The sequence below is a fragment of the Mycobacterium sp. IDUB_36 genome (assembly GCF_055419225.1).
In genome coordinates this window covers 2,266,779-2,286,245 of sequence record NZ_JBVAXH010000001.1, presented here as the reverse complement: position 1 = coordinate 2,286,245, position 19,467 = coordinate 2,266,779, and the positions used below count along the sequence as shown (strand labels likewise).

General features: G+C 65.7%; 21 protein-coding genes. 10 read left to right on the top strand and 11 right to left on the bottom strand.

Going from position 1 to position 19,467, the window contains the following annotated elements; genetic code table 11:
- Window positions 1-168: 168 nt before the first annotated feature.
- Window positions 169-342: a CsbD family protein gene (locus tag ACZYW1_RS11220; protein ID WP_292988680.1), complete on the top strand. Its 174-nt coding sequence runs from the start codon at window positions 169-171 to the stop codon at window positions 340-342.
- A 108-nt stretch (window positions 343-450) separates the two neighbouring features.
- On the opposite strand, the gene ACZYW1_RS11215 is transcribed toward ACZYW1_RS11220, so the two are convergent.
- The 3 genes from ACZYW1_RS11215 to ACZYW1_RS11205 form a co-directional block, all read right to left on the bottom strand.
- Window positions 451-1,812 (bottom strand): PIG-L family deacetylase, encoded by a 1,362-nt coding sequence (locus ACZYW1_RS11215; protein ID WP_463785757.1) that lies wholly within the window; start codon window positions 1,810-1,812, stop codon window positions 451-453.
- A gap of 203 nt (window positions 1,813-2,015) precedes the next feature.
- Window positions 2,016-2,801: an ANTAR domain-containing protein gene (locus tag ACZYW1_RS11210; RefSeq protein WP_463785755.1), complete on the bottom strand. Its 786-nt coding sequence runs from the start codon at window positions 2,799-2,801 to the stop codon at window positions 2,016-2,018.
- A gap of 66 nt (window positions 2,802-2,867) precedes the next feature.
- Complete coding sequence (locus tag ACZYW1_RS11205) at window positions 2,868-4,538, bottom strand: cation:proton antiporter (protein WP_463787797.1); 1,671 nt, start codon at window positions 4,536-4,538, stop codon at window positions 2,868-2,870.
- Between the two features lie 153 nt (window positions 4,539-4,691).
- On the opposite strand from ACZYW1_RS11205, the gene ACZYW1_RS11200 reads away from it, so the two are divergent.
- From ACZYW1_RS11200 to ACZYW1_RS11190, 3 genes are all read left to right on the top strand, one after another.
- Window positions 4,692-4,964: a hypothetical protein gene (locus ACZYW1_RS11200; protein WP_463785753.1), complete on the top strand. Its 273-nt coding sequence runs from the start codon at window positions 4,692-4,694 to the stop codon at window positions 4,962-4,964.
- A gap of 132 nt (window positions 4,965-5,096) precedes the next feature.
- Entirely contained in the window at window positions 5,097-5,468 is a 372-nt protein-coding gene (locus ACZYW1_RS11195) for an STAS domain-containing protein (protein ID WP_463785752.1), read from the top strand.
- A 181-nt stretch (window positions 5,469-5,649) separates the two neighbouring features.
- On the top strand, window positions 5,650-7,056 hold the full coding sequence (locus tag ACZYW1_RS11190) for an aldehyde dehydrogenase family protein (RefSeq protein WP_463785751.1): 1,407 nt from the start codon (window positions 5,650-5,652) through the stop codon (window positions 7,054-7,056).
- A 13-nt stretch (window positions 7,057-7,069) separates the two neighbouring features.
- Here the strand turns inward: ACZYW1_RS11190 and ACZYW1_RS11185 are convergent, their stop codons facing one another.
- The 4 genes from ACZYW1_RS11185 to ACZYW1_RS11170 form a co-directional block, all read right to left on the bottom strand.
- Complete coding sequence (locus tag ACZYW1_RS11185; protein ID WP_463785749.1) at window positions 7,070-7,540, bottom strand: SRPBCC family protein; 471 nt, start codon at window positions 7,538-7,540, stop codon at window positions 7,070-7,072.
- Window positions 7,537-8,463: an NADP-dependent oxidoreductase gene (locus ACZYW1_RS11180; RefSeq protein ID WP_463785748.1), complete on the bottom strand. Its 927-nt coding sequence runs from the start codon at window positions 8,461-8,463 to the stop codon at window positions 7,537-7,539. The genes ACZYW1_RS11185 and ACZYW1_RS11180 overlap by 4 nt, the downstream gene beginning before the upstream one ends.
- A gap of 41 nt (window positions 8,464-8,504) precedes the next feature.
- The gene (locus ACZYW1_RS11175) at window positions 8,505-9,020 is read right to left on the bottom strand and encodes an SRPBCC family protein (protein WP_463785746.1); all 516 of its coding nucleotides are present in this window, start codon (window positions 9,018-9,020) and stop codon (window positions 8,505-8,507) included.
- An 83-nt stretch (window positions 9,021-9,103) separates the two neighbouring features.
- Window positions 9,104-9,454, bottom strand: coding sequence for a PAS domain-containing protein (locus ACZYW1_RS11170; RefSeq protein WP_463785744.1), 351 nt, complete (start codon window positions 9,452-9,454; stop codon window positions 9,104-9,106).
- A gap of 461 nt (window positions 9,455-9,915) precedes the next feature.
- On the opposite strand from ACZYW1_RS11170, the gene ACZYW1_RS11165 reads away from it, so the two are divergent.
- The 3 genes from ACZYW1_RS11165 to ACZYW1_RS11155 all read left to right on the top strand — a co-directional run bounded on the left by ACZYW1_RS11165 (window position 9,916) and on the right by ACZYW1_RS11155 (window position 12,963).
- Window positions 9,916-10,749 (top strand): GAF and ANTAR domain-containing protein, encoded by an 834-nt coding sequence (locus ACZYW1_RS11165; protein ID WP_463785743.1) that lies wholly within the window; start codon window positions 9,916-9,918, stop codon window positions 10,747-10,749.
- Between the two features lie 89 nt (window positions 10,750-10,838).
- A complete protein-coding gene (locus ACZYW1_RS11160) occupies window positions 10,839-12,101 on the top strand; it encodes an MFS transporter (RefSeq protein WP_463785740.1) in 1,263 nt (420 codons plus the stop codon).
- A gap of 37 nt (window positions 12,102-12,138) precedes the next feature.
- Complete coding sequence (locus ACZYW1_RS11155) at window positions 12,139-12,963, top strand: serine hydrolase (protein WP_463785739.1); 825 nt, start codon at window positions 12,139-12,141, stop codon at window positions 12,961-12,963.
- 27 nt (window positions 12,964-12,990) lie between these two features.
- On the opposite strand, the gene ACZYW1_RS11150 is transcribed toward ACZYW1_RS11155, so the two are convergent.
- Window positions 12,991-13,311, bottom strand: a complete 321-nt coding sequence (locus tag ACZYW1_RS11150) for a barstar family protein (protein WP_463785737.1) — start codon at window positions 13,309-13,311, stop codon at window positions 12,991-12,993.
- Entirely contained in the window at window positions 13,308-13,670 is a 363-nt protein-coding gene (locus tag ACZYW1_RS11145) for a guanyl-specific ribonuclease (protein ID WP_463787796.1), read from the bottom strand. The genes ACZYW1_RS11150 and ACZYW1_RS11145 overlap by 4 nt, the downstream gene beginning before the upstream one ends.
- A 156-nt stretch (window positions 13,671-13,826) precedes the next feature.
- Here ACZYW1_RS11145 and ACZYW1_RS11140 point away from each other — a divergent pair, with 156 nt between their 5' ends.
- On the top strand, window positions 13,827-15,167 hold the full coding sequence (locus ACZYW1_RS11140) for a flavin monoamine oxidase family protein (RefSeq protein WP_463785735.1): 1,341 nt from the start codon (window positions 13,827-13,829) through the stop codon (window positions 15,165-15,167).
- 110 nt (window positions 15,168-15,277) lie between these two features.
- A complete protein-coding gene (locus ACZYW1_RS11135; protein WP_463785732.1) occupies window positions 15,278-16,543 on the top strand; it encodes a cytochrome P450 in 1,266 nt (421 codons plus the stop codon).
- On the opposite strand, the gene ACZYW1_RS11130 is transcribed toward ACZYW1_RS11135, so the two are convergent.
- Window positions 16,536-17,561, bottom strand: coding sequence for a fused (3R)-hydroxyacyl-ACP dehydratase subunits HadA/HadB (locus ACZYW1_RS11130; protein WP_463785731.1), 1,026 nt, complete (start codon window positions 17,559-17,561; stop codon window positions 16,536-16,538). The genes ACZYW1_RS11135 and ACZYW1_RS11130 overlap by 8 nt on opposite strands.
- Before the next feature lie 125 nt (window positions 17,562-17,686).
- Between ACZYW1_RS11130 and ACZYW1_RS11125 the strand changes: the two genes are divergently transcribed.
- Window positions 17,687-18,604 carry an NAD(P)H-dependent flavin oxidoreductase gene (locus ACZYW1_RS11125; protein WP_463785729.1) on the top strand — a complete coding sequence of 306 codons (918 nt, stop codon included), beginning with the start codon at window positions 17,687-17,689 and terminating at the stop codon, window positions 18,602-18,604.
- A 1-nt stretch (window position 18,605) separates the two neighbouring features.
- Here ACZYW1_RS11125 and ACZYW1_RS11120 read toward each other — a convergent pair whose 3' ends face one another.
- Window positions 18,606-19,439, bottom strand: coding sequence for an alpha/beta fold hydrolase (locus ACZYW1_RS11120; RefSeq protein ID WP_463785728.1), 834 nt, complete (start codon window positions 19,437-19,439; stop codon window positions 18,606-18,608).
- Between the last annotated feature and the right edge of the window lie 28 nt (window positions 19,440-19,467).

Here is a 19,467-nt window from a genome sequence, read left to right as displayed (position 1 = left end):
GACGGATAAGGCAGGGTCTCGGTGCTCGAGTGTTGAGTAGCCAGCACCGAACGATTTGATTCGTGGGGCGCGAGGCTCTGCCCCCGGGGCGGATCCGGTTTTAGGGTCGCCCGGCGCGGGGTACACCAGACGGACCATCATCCAGAAGACTCTGAAGGAGGCGATGAGATGGGCGCCGAAGACAAAGCAAGCAACAAAATCGAAGACCTGGGCGGCAAGGCCAAAGAGGCCGTCGGCAAGGTGACCGGCGATGACAGCACCAAGAACGAAGGCAAGATCGATCAGGCCAAGTCGAGCCTGAAGGATGCCGGCGAAAAGGTGAAGGACGCCTTCAAGAGCTAGTGCTCGTTGTTTGATGCTGGTCACCGGAATCATCTGGTGGCCAGCATTATTCATGTGTAGATGTGTGTTCCCGCTCGGCCAATGCCGCAGGTGACCATGCGGCGGTTGTTATGTCGTGTCTGCGCATTCGCGGTATACCGAGCGCGGTTCACCCCATACCTGAATCGTGAGATCGGCGTCGTGATACCGGGCCCGTAACGGTAAGTCGAATACCGCGGCCGCTTGGGTGTGAACGGTGGGTCCGTCGAGTGGGATGTTCTCGGTGGGTGCAGACCAGTTGGCGATCACTATCTCCCCGCGCGGGCGCAGTTGACGCCGTACCGCGCGAAGCGTCGCCAAGAGTTCGGGACCGTCGAGGAAGTACGTGACCTCGGACAGCACGATCAGGTCGAACTCCGAAGCGGGAATGTCGGATGGGGCGGCGCCAAGGAGCCAGTCGACATCTTCGGTTCGGGCGCGAGCGATGCCGAGGGCCCTTGCGCTGGCATCCATCCCAGTGACGTGACCGGCGCGCTCGCGGAGCCGGGCCGAGATTTGCCCAGTGGCGCAACCGATTTCCAAGACCCTTGAGTAGTACTGGCGACCCAGGCAGGCGAGAGTGAGCTCGACGCGCCGCTTTTCGTATTCTGATCCGTCGAGCTGCCACGGGTCATTCGTACCGTCGTCGATCATTGTGTCGAATGGCTCGGCTATCTGCGCCCGCGAGCGATGCGACTCGACATCGTCGGCAACGCGTGAGGCGAGCTCAGGCGGTAGCGGTAGCAGGACGGTCTCCATCACTCGGTTGGCTCGGGCCGAGACCGCCGATCCGATCACGGGAAATCCGTCGCCTGAAGTGAGTTGGCTTGTGTAGCAATCGATTGCGGCGGATTTGGCGATCAGCGCTCGCAGCGAAGGCGCTGTGACGCGCATGCGCGCCCAGTCGATATCGTCAGGCGTCGCCCAATGCCAGAGCCAGACCGGGTAGTGCAGCAACGCTGCATCGCGGTCGCGCGCCACCGCTTCAGCGGCAGCGGCCAGCGCCTCGTGGTCCGAGTGACCGTCACACTCGACCGGCGCGAACAACAGGGTCTGCGCGTCCACGAGTTCCAACAGCCGCTCGCCCATCTCGCCGACAGCATTGGGCAGATCCCCGTCGGTCAGGTTCCACCACACCGTCTTGATATGCGCACCCAAGACCGTGGTGGCGCGTTCCGCTTCGACGCGACGCTCGGTGGAACCGGGTCCGCTACCGCCGTGGGTGGCGATCACGACTGTCACCGTTGCCGCGCTGTCGGCCAGGTCGGCCAACGTGCCGCCCAAGGCCAGTGTTTCGTCATCAGGGTGGGGCGCCAGCAGTACGACATGCGGATATCGCTGAAGGATGGAGTCGAGACCCAACCGAGGAACGTCGTCCCACCGGGAATCGAGAAGCCAGGTGGGCTCGTCGGTGCCGTTCTCGCGGTGGGAGAAGGGACGTGCGGATGGCATCGAGCGGCTCCGGAGATCGGCGCTGGTCACCCGCGGGGCTGGCGTGGTGCGTTTCAACTGCACCTTAGGTACCCACTCGGCCCCGATCCAATCGCAATGCCGGTGCGTACAGCAAGGATCAGCGCGCATAGGACTGCCACCCGTTTGGCCCAAAAGTGTTGGTAACGTGTGCTTTTGGGGGAGATGGCAGGAGGAAGAGCCGGCTACCCGTCCGAGCTTGCGTTTTCCATCGGTGGCAGATCGCCGGTGGTCGCCACACCTTCGGCGATTTCGGCAACTTTCATGTTCAGCCGTTGCGAAGCGCCCTTGAGCAGGGCGAACGCCTGGTCGGCGGTGACGCGGTGGCGTTCCATGAGAACGCCCTTCGCCTGACCGATGACGTCGCGGCTGGCGATCGCGCGCTGCAACTGGTTGGCACGCTGGGCTTCGAGCAGAGCCAGGGCGCCGTGTGTCGCATACAGATCGGCGAGCCGTTTCGCGGAGTCGTCGAATGCAATGGGTGAGCGTGCATAAAGGCTCAACGAACCCAGCCGACGGTCATCGACCCACAACGGGACACACAACATCGAGTGAATTCCCAACTCCAGCGCCGCCGCGGCGAATTCGGGCCAGCGCCGGTCGACTGCGAGGTCGTCGACATGAATGCTTGCCTGCTTGCGGGAAGCGTCGATGCACGGTCCCCGCCTGGTGCGTTGCTGAAGCGCGTCCAATTGCGGAGGCGCCTTCCCGATGGTCGCCTGGGGTTCGAACCGGCCACCTGCGTACAGATTGAGCCCTGCTTCGTCGGCGCCATTGATGGCCGCCGTCGCCGCGGTGAGAATCGCGATCAGAGTGCCCTCGAGGTCAGCCTCCTCGACGTGCAACGCCCGGCAGAGCACGTGCAGCGCGTCGAACTCCTTGTCGCCCAGCGCCCTCAGGCCGTCCAGTTCCGCGAGTAACGCCAGATCGCCGGCGGCCGCCCCGGGTGCTTCTTCTTCCGAACGAGACATATCGCAATTGTTGCAGTCGTTGGGTTTGCCCGGCCACTTTCCGCGGTCTATCGACCCGCGGGGGGTTCAAGGCCTGCTGAACGCCAGCATGCCCTCTTCGTGGTCCAGCGCCCTCCCGAGCGCACGGAGACCTTGATCGGGAAGCATGCCGGCGTCGCGCCAGCGGACGAGTTCGTTGCGCTGGGCATCGATGGCCGCCCGGCGCATCTCGAGCAGCGCCTCATCCTGGGGAAACACGGGGACATCGTCGTGGTCCGACACCTCGAACGCGTCGAGCTGTTGTTGTCGAGACGTGAGACGAGCCGAGAGTTGCGCGCGGACGGTGTCGATGGCCTGGCACTCGATGGCGTCGTGGCTCTGCTGACTGAGCGCGTCCATGCGTTCGATCGCGGCCCGGATCGCGGCGACGCCGGCGAGTTTACGAAGTCGCGACTCGTCGGCGGGCTTGGCCCGAATACCCAGGGCGCGGGCCAGTGGGGCGAAGGTGAGCCCCTGTCCGATCAGCGTGACGAGAACGACCACGAAAGTGCAGAACAGCAGCAGATCTCGGCAGGGAAACGGTGTCCCGTCCGCGGTCACCAGCGGCACCGTGAAGATCGCGGCCAGACTCACGACGCCGCGGGTGCCGGCCCAACTCAGCACGAAGACCTCCCGGCCGTTGAGCCGCTGCGAGTCGCGATCGACCGGGGCCCGGGTAGGGCCGGAAGCGGGGGAGTCGTCGAGGTCCGCGCCGGAGACATCGCCGAGACGGGTGTGCAGCGCGCGCGGCAGCATCTGGGTGACCAGCAACCACAGCGGACGCACCACGAGCACCACCGCGACGGTGATACCCACAGCCAGCACGATGGTCGACACCGGGAAGGCGTGCAATCCGTCGAGGATCCGGGGGAGCTGCTGGCCGATGAGCAAAAAGACGAAGCCTTCGAGCAGGAAGTTGACCAGGCGCCAGACGGCCCGTGTTTGCAGGCGGCTCGCGCCGGACTCCGATCGGGGCAGATCGTGGCCTACGATCAGTCCGCACACGACCACTGCCAGCACGCCCGAGGCCGATACCTCCTCGGCCAACAGGTAGGCCACGAACGGTGTGGCCAGCGACACGGCGTTGGCAGTCAAGATGTCGGACGTCCAGCGGCCGACGAGACGTCGCAGCACAGCGATCGCCACTCCCACCGCGAATCCGCCGACGGCGGCCAACACGAATGTTCCGGCCGCCGACGGCGCGGAGAAACCACCGCCGCTGGCCACCGCGATTGCCACGGACAAAGTGGTCAGTGCCGTCGCGTCGTTGAGCAGGCCTTCGCCCTCGATCAGGGTGATGATGTTCGACGGCAGGCCGACCCGACGCGCAACAGCGAGGGCTGCCACCGGGTCGGGGGGCGCCACGGCCGCACCGAGCGCCGTGCCCACCGCGAACGTTGCGCCGCCGACCAGCACGGCGAACGCAATCCCAACCGAACATGCGGTCAACAGCACGAGCACCACGGACAGACTGATCACCGCACGCAGGTTGCGCCGGATCTCGATGAGTGAGGACTCGAGAGCCGCGTAGTAGAGCAGCGGCGGCAAAATGCAGTACAGCGCGGGCTCGGGACGAAGAGCGATATTCGGGCCGGGTAGAAACGCGTAAGCGATACCGCCCAGTGCCAGCAACGCCGCGCTGGGCAAGCCGGTGCGTTCGGCGATCCACTGCACCGTCACGATGACGGCGACGGCAACCAGCAGCAGGACCAGACCCATATGCAGACTCACCGCTCCATCATTCCCGCATCTCGCCGCCGCCGACACTCGGCGGCCTCAGGGCTAGTTCGTGGGTTGCCGGAATCGGCGCCTGGGTACATCCAATCCGGGTTGCGCGCTGCCGCCCCTGGTGACCAAGTCTGGGAGGCGGACATGGACCGCGTGGCTCGAGTACGGCAGGCATCGATCAAGATCGGTAAAATCCAGCGCCGCGTCTGGCTGATCCAGGCGTTGTTCTGGCCCGTGGTGTTGGTCGCCGGAATCGTCACCGTGTTCTCGGTCGGTCGGCTGGTCTGGCGTCGCCGGATCGCGGCAGCGGGATCACATGGCGCGACGGCGGATCCCGCCGGCAACGGCGCAGTGCTGCCCGCTGCGCCCGTCGAGTCGCGCTTGAACACGGCTTCCGGCGGGAATCATTCCGGCTAAGCGGTGCGCGGTCGACGCCCGCACGTTAGGTTCCGTCGCAACGAAGCGGTAGGGAGTGCGCGTGGTGCATGGCATTGACCGGATCGCGAGCCTTCGCGACAACAGCGTCGTCGCAGGGATCGGTCGTCGATCGTGACCACTTCTCCGCTGAAGCTGGTCGAGCGTATTGACGGCGACGCGACAGTGCTGGCCGCGGATGGCATCGTCGACATGGCCGCCGCGCCGACGCTGACCGATCAGATCCGGGTCATTTTCCGTCGCCGACCCACGATATTGATCGTCGATCTCACCGCGGTCGCCTTCCTTGCCACGGCTGGGATGAGCGTGCTGATGGAGACCCAACGCAAGTGCCAGGAACTGTCCATCGAGTTCCGGGTGGTCGCCGTGGGCCCGGTTACCGTCAAATCGATGCAGTTACTGGGAATCGACGACCTTCTGGATCTCTATCCGACGGTAGAGGCGGCGCTGGGGGCCACCCCGCCGAGTCCGGCACCCAGCGCTTAGGTCACGCCACCGAAATCCATTGTCTCGCTGGGCATTTCCTGCGTGACACATCGGGCGCAACTGCGCGCGCCCACGACTCGTCGTCCGGTCCCGATTGTGCCGTTCCGCATCGGCATATACGACTCTAAATTAATAGAGTAGGTTGTTCTGCTGGTAGGGCCTCGCGAAAGGATGAAGGACATTGAGTAACGCCATTGCGGTCTTCAACCCGTCCAACGAGGAGCAGATCGCGGAGGTGCCGGACTCCGACCAGGCGGCCGTCGACGCGGCGGTGGCCCGGGCTCGTGAGACCTTCGAATCGGGCGTGTGGCGCAAGGCGCCGGCCACGCACCGCGCGAACGTGTTGTTCCGTGCCGCGCGCATCATCGAGGAACGCGCGGACGAGCTCGCCGCGCTCGAGGCTCAAGACAACGGCATGAACACCAACGCGGCCAAGCACATCATTCCGGTGTCGGTCGACATGCTGAAGTACTACGCCGGGTGGGTGGGAAAGATCCACGGCGAATCGGCAAACCTCGTTTCCGACGGCCTGCTCGGCACCTGGGAGACCTACCACACCTTCACCCAGCTGGAGCCCGTCGGCGTGGTCGGCCTGATCATCCCCTGGAACGGACCGTTCTTCGTGGCGATGCTGAAGGTGGCGCCGGCCCTCGCCGCGGGGTGCAGCGCCGTTCTGAAGCCGGCCGAGGAGACACCGCTCACCGCGCTGAAGCTGGAGGAGATCTTCCGCGAGGCCGGCCTGCCCGACGGCGTGCTGAACGTGATCACCGGGTACGGCGAGACCACGGGTGCGGCACTCACGGCCCACCCGGACGTCGACAAGATCTCCTTCACCGGCTCGACTGAGGTGGGGCGACTGATCGTCAAGGCGGCCGCGGGCAATCTCAAGCGACTCACCCTCGAGCTGGGCGGGAAGTCGCCGTTGATCATGTTCGACGACGCCAACCTCGACAAGGCGATCATGGGCGCCGGCATGGGCCTGCTGGCGGGCTCCGGGCAGAACTGTTCGTGCACCTCCCGCATCTACGTCCAGCGCGGCATCTACGACCACGTGGTGGACGGTCTCGCCGCCTTCGCCAAGATGTTGCCGATGGGCGGCAGCGAGGACCCCAATTCGGTTCTGGGACCGTTGATCAGCGACAAGCAGCGCACCCGTGTGGAGGGAATCGTGAACGACGGCGTCGCCGGTGGCGCGAAGGTGATCACCGGCGGTCAGCCGATGGACCGCAAAGGTTATTTCTACGAGGCCACCATCGTCACCGACACCACGCCGGACATGCGGCTCATCAAGGAGGAGATCTTCGGGCCGGTCGGGTGCGTCATTCCGTTCGACGACGAGGACGAGGTGCTGGCCGCGGCCAACGACACCCACTACGGGCTGGCCGGCTCGATCTGGACCGAGAACCTCTCCCGCGCCCATCGCGTCGTGAATGAGCTTCACGCGGGCCAGATCTGGGTCAATTCGTCGCTGGCAGCCGACCCCTCGATGCCGATCAGCGGCCACAAGCAGTCGGGTTGGGGCGGAGAGCGCGGCCGCAAGGGCATCGAAGCGTACTTCAACACCAAGGCGGTCTACATCGGTTTGTAGCCGAGGTGGCGCGCTACTCCGCGTATCGGTCGTGGAGTTTGGTCAGTGTGGACTCGATCCCGGTCACGTTGAACCTGGTGGCGCCGATCAGGTGGTAGTAGCCGATCGCGTTCTTGATCGTGCCGGCGTCGTGATAGTCGAACGTTTCGGTGACCCTGGTCGCCGTCGGTGACAGCGCTTCGAATTCCCATCGCCAGTGGTGACCGACGGGGTGACGCCATTCGACGAGTTCGTTCGGCTTGACGGCGGTCACCCTACTGGTGATGCGGTACGGAACACGCAGAACCTTCATGTGAGTCGAAAACTTCGATCCCACAGTCAATTCCGCCGGTGCGTCGATGTTGTCACCGACAGTGCCGGATCCGTCGAGTTCGTGGTGGCGGCGAGGGTCGACGGCCATCGCGAACAACTCCGCGGCCGGAGCGGCGACCTCGACCGATCGGCTGATCCGGCGTGGCCCCGCGTCGACGACATCGACGGTCACGATGCTCCGCTCACTTCGATGACGACTTTGCCTCGCGCGTGGCCGATCTCGACAGCTGCAAGCGCGTCGGCGGCCTCGTCGAGTGGCCGGACGTCTTCGACATGTGGGTCCAATTTGCCGTCCGCGACCATGGCTCCGACGATCTCGAGCACGCGCGAGGTCCTGTCGCGTTCGATGAAATGTCCGCCGAGCTCGCCCACTCCGGGATCTCCGGCGCTGATCAGTTTGCCGCGGTCGGCGAGCAGGCCGGCAACCGCACGGAGACCGTCGCCGCCGGCCAGGTCGAGGATTCCGTCGACACCGTCGGGCAGGATCTGCCGAATGCGCTGCTCCACACCATCGCCGTAGGGCACCAGGGTGGCGCCCAATGACTCGACCAGCGCCCGCTTGTCCTCGCTCGCGGTACCGATGACATTGATTCCGAAGTCGCGGGCAATTTGCGCTGCGGCGACTCCAACGCCACCGCCGACGCCGTTGATGAGAAGCGTCTGGCCTTCCTTCAGACCCAACTGCGTCACGCCGTCGTAGGCGGTGGCGCCCGCCACTGGCAGCGTGGCGGCGTCGTTGAAGGATACGTGAGTTGGCTTGTGGGCGGCGGCATTTGCCGTCACGAGCGTGAACTCCGTGTAGCCACCCGAGCCGGGCGCGACCGAGCCGAACACCTCGTCGTTCTCGGCGAAACCCTCGACGTCCTTGCCGACTTCGCGAACCACCCCCGAGACCTCGGAGCCGAGAACAGCCGGCAGGTCAGCGGCGCTCGCCTCGCCCATCATTCCGGATCGGATCTTCCAGTCGACGGGGTTGACGCCCGCGCTGCGAACTTCGACGAGCAGCTCGCCGGGCAGCGGTGACGGCATCTCCAGCTCGAGAAACTCGTGGACGTCAGGTCCGCCGTTGCTGCGGTAACCGAATGCTTTGACCATGCGCGAGGCTTACCCGGTCGCGGCAGCGGTCAACCGGGCACCTACGACGCGGCGCCCTCGGCTGCGGTTTTCAGGGCGTCCAACGTCCGACGGATGTTCACCCGCTGGAACTCCGGGAACGTCTTGCCCGAGGTGACCACCCGATCGAATACCGCGACCAGCGGATCGGGCCATGATGTCCGGTCGTCGCTCCAGATCTCGGTGACCCGGGTTCGGCCCGGTCCAGTTGGCTCGAGCCGGTACTCCCAGGACGCATTCGCCCCGCGAATCCGCGGCTTCTTGATCCCGATCGTATGAACGGTGAAGGCGAATCGTCGCCCGGGATCGGCAGCGGTCACCGTGCACCGGGTGATCCACGCGGCTCGGCCGCGCTTGTTGCGTCCTTCGAATGTCATGCCGACGAAAGCTGCGCCGTCATCCGCCGGATTCAGAACCGTCGCTCCCCGATTCTCCGGACTCCACCTCGGCATCCGCGTCGGATCACTGATGAGCGTGTAGAGCTTGTCTGCGTCCGCATCGATGTCGACGGTGTCCGACACCGTCAGGATTCGTGCCATTCGACGGCCTCCTCGTTGATGTCCGGGGAAGGGTACCCACCCAGGTACCGATGGAGTCGCGCGCAAGGCGACCGAGCGAGGCCTCAGAGTGACTCCGGGGGATACATCCACATCAATTCGGTGAGGTCGACGACGCCGAACAGCAGAATCTCGTCGTTGGCGCGTAAGAAAAGCGATTCGGATATGACGCTTCGGACCGGGAAACCTTCCGCGTGGTGCCACTCGACGATGACGTTGTTGGCGTTCCGCAACGCGGCGACGCTGTCCAGCGGCGTCATCTCCGAATTCCCGTCCAGCAACGCCGGAAGGCCGTAACCGGTCAGTGTGACGTCGGGTCCATGTCCGAGCATGGTGGCGAAGGCCGGGTTGTGGTAGACGACCTCCCCGTCGAGTCCGATCGCGAGCATGGGTACCGGCAAGCGGTTCAGCAGCACCGCCGCGGGGAGCGTGTGAAGGTATTGATCCGGGGTACCGGGCGAGGGCCGGCGGCGCCGGTCGATGCCACGATCTGCTGCCTGCGCGGCAGCCTGAAATGTCGAATCTGCAGGAAATTCCGGTGAAGTACTCAAAGGTGGCCCTTGGCGTCGAGGCAAGCGCCGTGTACGTCGAGTTTCGGCGCGGTGCGCTGCGAGTCCTGCGGCTGTGCGACGGCGGCGGAACCCGTACTCGACCCGGCTTGATTTGCCAGCCGCACTTCACGGTACTAGATGTCCCCCGATTACGGGGACGAGAACTGGCTATCCACAAGTAGCTCGGCCAAAGAGGTTGAGCCCGGTACGAGCAAATGGTTTGCTTCAATCCAACTCCGATTGCGAGATCGCTGACCGTCACGCTCACGAGCGGGTGAGGGTGCGTCGTCTGCGACGAGACCCGTAGGTTCGAGGGGAGATCGGCGATGGCCGAGTTCGACGCTCAGGCGCAGCGTGCGACGCCTGTCGAGGGCGATCTGAATCCCGAAACGGCGGCGGCCGACGATGTCGATCTCTCGAGCGGTCTGCGCGGGCTGTCCGCGATGGTCGCGGCCGGCCGCGACCTCGAGGCCGTGCTACGAGAGGTGGCGGCGTTCGCCGGCGAGGCGATCCCCGGTGTGGACGACACCGGTGTCGGAGTGACCCTGATCAAACCGGTCGGTGCCACGATGGGAGTTCAGGCCTGGGCGGCGACCACGGCACTGGTGCACGAGATCGACATCATGCAGTACGAAACGCTCAACGAAGGGCCGTGCATCAGCTGCATGCAGACCCGCCGCGCGGTGGTCAGCGGATCGCTGGGCGGCGACGAGCGGTGGCGTCGATTCGGCGCCCGGGTGGCTCGGCTGGGAGTGGCGTCGGCGCTGGCGTTGCCGTTGCTGATCGACGCACAGGTTGTCGGTTCCATCAACGTCTACGCCCGCGACAAAGATGTCTTCGGTGAGCATGCCGTGCGGCTGGGCTCGGCGTTCGCGCAGCCGGCAGCGGTGTCGGTGTACAACACTCAGTTGTTGGTGGCGGCCCAGCAGCGAGCCGAGAATCTGGAACGCGCGCTGACCAGTCGGCAGGTGATCGATCAAGCAATCGGCATCCTGCGAAGCCGGACCGGGGGAACCGCGGAGGACGCCTTCAACCGGATGAAGAAGATCAGCCAATCAGAGAACACGAAACTGGCCGTGGTCGCCGAACGGATCGTCGACGAGTCGGTGCGACGGGCCCGGAGCCGGCACCGCGGGCCAAGCGCTGACCCGGAGCGCTGACCGACGGCGAATGCGTGCCCTCCGGCGGTGAGCCACGTCATGCCCAATCCATTGGACACGTCACCGGGCGGATTCCTACGGTTCAGAGTGTGGCGAGCGAGCAACCGGCAGAGCACGGCTGGGTGGGGCATACGCGAGGCTCCGCCGCCTACGGTCGCCTGCTCGCAGCCCTGGCCTGCGCCGGCGTCGCGACGTTCGCGCAGCTGTATTCGCCGCAAGCCGTATTGCCGCTGATCTCATCAGATCTGGATGTCGGCGCCGCAAGTGCGGCGTTGGTGGTATCCGCGTCCACGGTGGGCCTCGCGATCGGTGTCATCCCATGGTCGGCGTTGGCCGACCGCATCGGTCGGGTCAAGGCGATCTCGATCTCGGTCACGGTCGCCACGGTGGTGGGGATGCTGGTGCCGTTCGCCCCGACGTTCTCCCTACTGCTCGCCGGACGCTTCGTCGAGGGTGTGATGGTCGGCGGCGTGCCCGCCATCGCGGTGGCGTATCTGACCGAGGAGGTCGACCCGGTGCACGCCGCACGGGCGGCCGGCATCTTCGTCGGAGGAACGACGATCGGCGGATTGCTCGGCCGCATCGTGTCCAGCCCGATTGCCGAGGTGGCGGGCTGGCGCATCGGCGTCTTCACCGTTGCGGTGATCTGCGGGCTCGCGGCAATGGGCTTCGTCAAGCTGGCGCCCGATCCGCGCGGGTTCACCCCGGTGCTGCGCCACGATCCCAACCCCGAGGGGGGTCTTGGACATCGGCTTGCCGCCAATCTGTCCACGCCCCGGCAACTCGTGCTGTTCGCCCAGGGATTCCTGCTGATGGGTGGTTTCGTGGCGCTGTACAACTTCCTTGGTTTTCGTCTGACGAACGCGCCCTTTCACCTGGCTCCCTCGGTGGTCAGCCTGATGTTCCTGGCGTATCTCGCCGGTACCTGGGCATCGTCCCGGGCGGGTGCGGAGGCTGCGCGCTTCGGCCGCAAGCGCGTCCTTCTAGTGTCTGAGTTGATCATGATGGTCGGTATCGCAATAACGTTCAGCACCAACGTGATTGCTGTCCTGGTTGGTCTCGTGGTCGCCACGGCCGGATTCTTCGGTGCGCACGCCACGGCGGCCGGCTGGACCGGACAGATTGCGCCGGTGGGCAAGGCCCAGGCGTCGTCGCTGTACAACCTGTTCTACTACGGCGGTTCCAGCGCCATCGGCTGGTTGGGCGGCGTCGCTTTCGACGCCCGCGGCTGGACCGCGGTCGCGGTGACGATTCTGGCGTGTGCCGGTATCGCGGCGGTGCTCGCCGCGCTGTCGTTGCACGACGACCAGGCGTTGCCCGGCCGCCCCGGGTCGCGGGTGGAATCGCGATAGGGTGACGCATCCACATTCGCCGACCTCGAGGCCAGAGGTGCTCCAGACTTCCGTCGACGATGTCGTAGGCGCGAGCAGCGACATCGAGTGGTCGATTTCCCTTCGAGACGCGACCGGCCACGAAGTAGCCCGCAGCAACGCCGATCGTGCGATGAAGACGGCGAGCGTCGGCAAGCTACTGCTGCTCATCGAGGCCGCGCGGCAATGCGATGCGGGTGAGCTCAGCGGCGCAGCGTTACTGGTCCGCGATCCTGAGCTGCTGGTCGCCGATTCCGGTCTCTGGCAGCATCTTCGGGTCGAGGCGCTGTCCGTCGATGATGTCTGCGTCCTGATCGCCAGCGTCAGCGACAATGTGGCGACGAACGTTCTACTGAAAACGGTTGGCTTGCAGGCACTTCACGCCCTGGCTGAGTCGCTGGGCCTGGTCGAGACTGCGCTTCTCGACTACGTCCGTGATCACCGCGGGCCGGGTGACCCCGAGATGCTGTCGACCGGCTCGGCATCGGAGTTGTCGTCTCTGACGAGTCGTTTGGCCCGCGACGCGCTGGTGTCTTCGGCAGTGGCAGCGCGGGTGAACGCCTGGCTGGCGACCGGAGTGGACCTGTCGATGGTCGGCTCGGCGTTCGGTCTCGACCCCCTGTCTCATGCGTTGTCTGATCGAAACTGGTTCATCCGCAACAAGACCGGCGCCGACTCGGGTGTCCGAGCAGATGTCGGAACAGTCGGGCGGGACGGCAGGTTCTACTCCTACGCCGTGATCGCCAACTGGGACGCATCAGGCCACGACTTCAGAGACGGGGCGCTGGCGGGGATGCGAGCTGTGGGCACCGCACTGCGCAACGCGGTCGAGGGCAACGCCTGACCATTGGCGCTCGGCAGGGCGATGTCGTCAATTCAGACGTAGCGGAACGCCGTTGTCCTCGAAGACATCTCGTATCGCATCGAACAACGGCTGCTTGGTGCGGCCGACGACGCCGAGTCGCTGTCGTGACAGCGCGCTGTGTTGCCAGTCGAATTCAAAAGGCCGGCGTTCCGGGGTGCCGTATCCGCCTCTGAGGCAATCGGCCAGCGCGTCCAGGTTGCGCCCGAAGTAGCCACCCGGCCCGTTGACGGCGGCGCCGATCTCCCGGTAGAAGTCTGTCGGCGACTTGATCTTTCGACCATCGAGTCGGTAGGTCAGGGGTGAGGTGTCACTCCGCTCGCGCGTCATCGTTGCGCCCCCGCGTCGGTGACCAGACAGAACGAGTCGTAATGGTCGCCGGTGTAGAAGTACTGGCCCGGGTGGTCCAACGGTGTGCCGCCGGTGACGATGCGCCTGGTCGACCGATCCCGGGCACGCGGCGTCACCACGGTGTACTCGTGGTAGAAACCCCGGTGCTGCTGAGGCAGATGGCCTTCACGATTCGTGAACACCTCGCCGTCGCTGCGCGGGAACGGGAATGGGCCGCCCGAGTGGATGCGCTTCACGGTGTCAACCACCTCGTGCGGCAGGGTGGCTATCGGGCAGGCCGATTCGTCCCGTCCGCTCACTGTCCTCGGGACGGGTTCGAAGTGCCGGGTGCGCGTCATCATCCACCCGCCGACGACGGCGATCAGCGCGCACAGTGCCACCAGTGCCAACCTGCGTCGATCCACTGCCGAAATGTACCCGGCCGGGTACGCCTTCCGGGCGGGACGACCGTTCGGCAGGATAAGTGACACGCCCGTCTTGATCGGAGGCCCACGGTGTCATATCCCGCCCGACCGGAAGCGACCGTGGTGGTGATCGGTGCCGGGATGGCGGGCTTGACCGCCGCCCGCGAACTGCATCGCCAGGGTGTCGACGTGGTGGTGCTGGAAGCCGCCGAGCGACTGGGCGGGCGGGCGATGAGTGTGACGACCTCGTTGGGTTCACGGGTCGACCTGGGAGGCCAGTGGATCGGCCACGACCATCACCGCATCACGGCGCTGGCCGAGGAATTCGGCTCGACGAAGTTCAGGATGCACACCAGATTGATGCCCGTCCTGGTCGACGGGCCCCGGCGACTCTCGGTGCTGTCAGTCCTCGGAGCGCTGCTCATCCTGGCCGGTGTCGAGGTGGTGTGCCTGATCGGAACTCCCCGGCGATGGGACCACAGCACCGTCGAGTCGTGGTTGCGGAAAGTCCCCGGACGCACCGTGCGGCGGCTCCTGGAAGTCCTTGCCTGGACCTCGTGGACCGCGGACCTCGATCGGTTCTCCGTTCGGGCGATGGCGAAAATGATTCGGCTGCAGGGTGGGCTCCGGACCGCCATGGCCACCACAGGCGGCGCCCAGGATTCACTGCTGGTGGAAGGAATCGCGTCGCTGTTCGACGGTCTTGCCGCCGAACTCGGTCCGCGCGTACGCCAGGGCCGGCGGGTCGACTCGATCCATCAGACGGATCACAACGTCGTGGTGCGGACGTCGGCGGGTGACATCACCGCTGCGAAAGTCATCGTCACCGCGCCGCCCCCGATGGCCGCGCGAATTTCCTACGATCCGCCGCTTCCGCGAGCTCTGGCCGACCTCCAACAGAGCGCGTACATGGGCTCGGTCTACAAGGCGATCGCGGTTTACGAGAAACCGTTCTGGCGGGAGCGACAAGGCGGCGAATTCGTCGTGCTGGACGGTCCCGGCCGCGCGGTCTTCGACACCACACCACCGTCCGGGCCGGGTCACCTGTGCATCCTGGTGGCCGGCCCGGAGGCGCGGGACCTCGATCGTCTCGCCCCAGATGATCGCCGCGGCGTCGTTCTCGGCAGCCTGGCCCGCCACATCGGACCGGAGATTCTGCAACCCGTCGATTGGCATGAAAAAGCTTGGCACCGAGATCAATACGCAGGCGGTGGGTACACGGCGGTGCCCAATCCGGGTTCCGCGGCGTTCCTGCCGATGCCGTCGACACCGGTCGGCGACATCCACTGGGCGGGCACCGAGACCGCCGGCGATCACCCCGGATATCTCGAGGGCGCAGTCGAATCCGGCCATCGCGTCGCCCGCGAGGTGCTGGCGACGCTACCGCCGAGACCGACGAACACCCGGGCGAATCTGTCGCCCCGTCGGTGATCGACGGCATTCACCGGGGGAGCCCCGTCAGGCTTCGTAAAGTAGTCCGTATACTCGCACCAAATCTTTGTTCCAGCCTGCGTCCGCGCACGTTCGACTGAGGAGGCGCCGTGAGCGATTTCGAGTCGGTCGACTACTTCACCGACCAGTCCCTGGTTCCCGATCCGTATCCGTACTTCGACTATCTGCGGTCGCAATGTCCGGTGCGGCCCGCCACCCCGCACGGCGTCGTCGCCGTCACCGGCCATGCCGAAGCGCTGTCCGCCTACAAAGACCCGGCATTCTCGTCGTGTGTGGCCGTGGCCGGGCCGTTCCCGCCGCTGCCCTTCACCCCGCAAGGCGACGACATCAGCGACCTGATCGCCGCACACCGGGCCGCGATTCCGATGGCCGAACACGTGGTGACCATGGACGCCGAAGACCATGCCAAGACCCGCGGTCTGCTGAGCAAGCTGATCACACCGAAGCGGCTCAGCGAGAACGAAGAATTCATGTGGCGCCTGGCCGACGAGCAGATCGACAAATTCCTCGGGCGAGGGTCGTGCGAATTCATGGAAGACTTCGCCAAACCGCTGTCGATGCTCGTCATCGCCGACCTGCTGGGTGTCCCGGTCGAGGATCACCGCGAATTCCGGACTGTGCTCGGAAACGAGCACGTCGGCGAAGTGGGCAACAGCGACACGGTCGCCCACAACCCGCTGATGTGGCTGGACGAGAAGTTCCGCTCGTACATCACCGATCGCCGACGCGAGCCGCGTGAGGACGTGCTGACTGAACTCGCCGCGGCGACGTACCCCGATGGCTCGACTCCGGACGTCGAAGAAGTGGTGAAGCTGGCGACCTTTCTTTTCGCGGCCGGTATGGAAACCACGACGAAACTGCTCAGCACCGGTATGCGGGTAATGAGCGAGCGCCCCGACATACAGCAGAAGCTGCGTGAAGATCGGTCGCTGATCCCTGCTTTCCTCGAGGAATCCCTCCGAATGGAAAGTCCGGTGAAGAGCCATTTCCGCTTGGCGCGCACCAACACTCGGGTCGGTGACGTGGACATCGCGGCCGGCACGATCATCATGTTGCTGCCCGGGGCCAGCAATCGCGATCCGGAGAAGTTCGACGACCCACACCAATTCCGCCACGACCGGCGCAACGTACGCGAGCACGTGGCATTCGGCCGCGGGCCGCACTCATGCCCGGGTGCACCGCTGGCACGAGCCGAAGCGCGAATCGCGATGAATCGGCTGCTCGACCGCGCCGCAGACTTCAGAGTCGCCGAAGCGCAGCACGGTACGGCAGACCAACGCAGCTACACCTACGACCCGACTTTCATCATGCGGGGCCTCAGCGCCCTGCACATCGAGTTCGAGCCGATCAGCTGAAGCGGACACCCAGCGTGGCCATCCCGAAGATCTTCTTGCCGGCGGATTTCGCGGTGACGATGACGACGCCAGAGCGGGTCTCGGGATCCAAAGACTTGACTCTGCCGCCGAATTCGATTTCGCAGCCTTCGCGGGCCGACACGATCGCGGGCGCCGACAGTCGTACCGCGTAGCGGGAGACCGAGCCGGGGTCGCCGGTCCAGCTGGAGGCGAATGCGGCGCCCAGACCCATGGTGAGCATGCCGTGCGCGATCACGTCGGGCAGGTTCGCCAGTTTGGCGATGTCCTCGTCCCAGTGAATCGGGTTGGCATCACCCGCCACCCCGGCGTAGTTCACCAGATCACCACGCGTCAGACGGGCTCGGTGCACCGGCAACTCGTCGCCGACGTTGACGTCCTCGAACGACGCCGTGCCCGGATCCCGGGTCAGGCCGCCGTCGGAGATCCGGATCTCACCGTCGGGGCGGATCGTCTTCTGGTAGTCGTCTTCGCCGACTCCGAAGATGTCGACGTCGTGCATCATCGCGCCCTGCACCGCTGTCTTGATCGCGGGATCGATATCGGCGGCGGTGACGCCGACAACGGTGGTGTGCAGGGTGTGGACCCGCTCGCCGGCCGCATCGGTGAAGGTGTTGGTCACGGTGATCAGGTCCCGGCCGGCCATCCTGCGCACCGACGTCAGCTCGACGTCGACGGTCAGCTCGTCACCGGCCACGATCGGGCGGTGCTGCTCGAACAGTTCCTCGGTCTGCATGTAGGTGTCGTAGCCGACCACGATCTGTTCGAACATGCGCCGGTTACAGGTCATCCCGGGCGTCGAGGTGAAGGTCAGCGGCGCGACGAGGTCGGAGTAACCCAGCTTGGCCGCGGCGTCGACGTCCCAGTGGGCCGGGTGATAGTCCTGCACCGCGCGGGCGTATTCGCGCAGCTTCTCCCGGCCGACCAGATACGTCCCGTCCATCGTGTAGTGATGGCCGATCCGCCCTTCGAGCAGTGCGGAGTCTGTTGCCGCAGTCATGGATAGCCCAACTTTTCTGCCGGCTTGTTCGCTGAAGCCAACCAAAAGACACTAACGCGCGGCTGTATCGGCACTGCAGCGGAGGCCGTTGACGGCGGTGCGGCGGGCTGGCAGAGAATCAGGGCGTGACCAACCGCATCCAGTCGCTGCTCGGCGTGCAGTATCCCGTCGTCCAAGCGCCGATGACCTACATCGCCAGGGCCGAGCTCGCCGCCGCCGTGTCCGAGGGCGGCGGGTTGGGAATGATCGAGACGCTGACCCCGGAGGGGCGCGCCGACCTGCGCCGGGTGCGCGACCTCACCGACCGGCCGGTCGGCGCCAACCTGATGATCCAGGGCTGGAAACGCGACCCGTCCATCGTCGACGAACTGGCGGCCGCCGAGGTGCGTCACGTCGTCACCTCCGCCGGCGACCCGGCACTGTTCACCGCCCGGCTGCACGACCGCGGCATGACCGTCATCCATGTCGTCGGATCGCTGAAAGGCGCGATGAAGGCGGTCGACGCGGGAGTCGACGCACTGGTCGTCGAGGGAGTCGAGGGCGGCGGCTTCAAGTCGACCCTCGGCGCATCGACGCTGGTCCTGCTCCCGCTGATCGCCGACCGGGTCGATCTGCCGATCATCGCCGCCGGAGGCATCTGCGACGCGCGGTCCGCCGCGGCCGCTGTGGTGCTCGGCGCCGAGGGAGTGCAGATGGGCACCCGGATGCTCGCCAGCAACGAAGCCGGTGTGCACGTCAACTTCAAGAACGAGATCATCGCGGCCGGCGACGACGGCACGGTGATGCTGGATCTTCCCGGCAACCCGACGATGCGGGTGCTGCGAACCGGTCTCGCGGCCCGCGTCGCCGCCGCCGAGCCGGGGATACAGCTGCTCGGCCGGATCACCGACCTCTATTTCGACGGTGACATGGAAGCCAGCGTCGCCAATACCGGCCAGGTGTCCTCGCGGATCACCGAGCTGCAGCCGGTGTCGGAAATCGTCGAGCAGACCTGGTCGGAGATCGAGAAAGTGTTGGGCGACAGCTGGTCTCGACTCGGCTGAGTCAGTGCGCGGCGAACCACTCCAGTAGCAGATCGGCGAGCTTGTCGGGTTCTTCGTCGGGAATCCAGTGCGAGACCCCCGGCATGATCTCGAACCGGTATTCACCGGTCACGTAACGCCCGGTGTTGTAGGCCGCCTTGGGCATCAAGGCGATGTCTTGGTCGCTCCACACGTAGAGCGTCGGCACCGAGACCTTTCGGTTGATCGAGCGCGGGCTGGCCAGCGGCATCGCGCGATACCAGTTGATCGCGGCAGTCAGTGCTCCGGGTTCGCGCATGGCCTGCGAGTCACGCTCGGCCACCGCGGGCGTCTGGCCGGCCTGGCGCAGCGATTTCGACATGAAGCTGCCGTTGCGCCGCAACAAGGTCCACTCCGGGATGCCGGGCAGTTGAAAGAGATACATGTAGTAGGACGCCAAACCCTGCCGGCTGTTGAGGAACGATTTCAGGAACGCAGCGGGATGCGGAACGGAGACCGGCGCGACGGTCTTCAGTCGTTCGGGCAGCTCGGCGGCCGCGGCCCATGCCACCGCCGCACCCCAGTCGTGTCCGACCAGATGCACCTGCTGCGCCCCGCTCTGGTCGATCAGCGCGCCGACATCGCCGACGAGTTCGGGGATGCGGTAGTCGCGGCGGCGCGGTGGTCGGGCACCCGCCGAATAGCCGCGCTGGTTGGGCGCCAGGCAGCGGTAGCCCTGCGCGGTGAGCCGCTCGATGACGGCGTCCCAGCTGTCGTTGTGCTGCGGGAAGCCGTGCAGCAGCACCACGACAGGTCCGTCAGCCGGTCCGGCATCGCGGACGTCGAAGGTCAACCCGTCATTGGTGAAGTGGTCCATGGAGCAAGCATGTCGCATCCGCCTCTGG

Excerpts from the sequence above, each read along its gene's own strand:
- ACZYW1_RS11145 (WP_463787796.1), bottom strand. The coding sequence starts at position 13,670 with ATGACGCGCACCCGGCACTTCGAACCCGTCCCGAGGACAGTGAGCGGA.
- ACZYW1_RS11215 (WP_463785757.1), bottom strand. The coding sequence starts at position 1,812 with ATGCCATCCGCACGTCCCTTCTCCCACCGCGAGAACGGCACCGACGAG.
- ACZYW1_RS11165 (WP_463785743.1), top strand. The coding sequence starts at position 9,916 with ATGGCCGAGTTCGACGCTCAGGCGCAGCGTGCGACGCCTGTCGAGGGC.
- ACZYW1_RS11130 (WP_463785731.1), bottom strand. The coding sequence starts at position 17,561 with ATGACTGCGGCAACAGACTCCGCACTGCTCGAAGGGCGGATCGGCCAT.
- ACZYW1_RS11200 (WP_463785753.1), top strand. The coding sequence starts at position 4,692 with ATGGACCGCGTGGCTCGAGTACGGCAGGCATCGATCAAGATCGGTAAA.
- ACZYW1_RS11205 (WP_463787797.1), bottom strand. The coding sequence starts at position 4,538 with ATGGGTCTGGTCCTGCTGCTGGTTGCCGTCGCCGTCATCGTGACGGTG.
- ACZYW1_RS11150 (WP_463785737.1), bottom strand. The coding sequence starts at position 13,311 with ATGACGCGCGAGCGGAGTGACACCTCACCCCTGACCTACCGACTCGAT.
- ACZYW1_RS11120 (WP_463785728.1), bottom strand. The coding sequence starts at position 19,439 with ATGGACCACTTCACCAATGACGGGTTGACCTTCGACGTCCGCGATGCC.
- ACZYW1_RS11180 (WP_463785748.1), bottom strand. The coding sequence starts at position 8,463 with ATGGTCAAAGCATTCGGTTACCGCAGCAACGGCGGACCTGACGTCCAC.
- ACZYW1_RS11220 (WP_292988680.1), top strand. The coding sequence starts at position 169 with ATGGGCGCCGAAGACAAAGCAAGCAACAAAATCGAAGACCTGGGCGGC.
- ACZYW1_RS11175 (WP_463785746.1), bottom strand. The coding sequence starts at position 9,020 with ATGGCACGAATCCTGACGGTGTCGGACACCGTCGACATCGATGCGGAC.
- ACZYW1_RS11210 (WP_463785755.1), bottom strand. The coding sequence starts at position 2,801 with ATGTCTCGTTCGGAAGAAGAAGCACCCGGGGCGGCCGCCGGCGATCTG.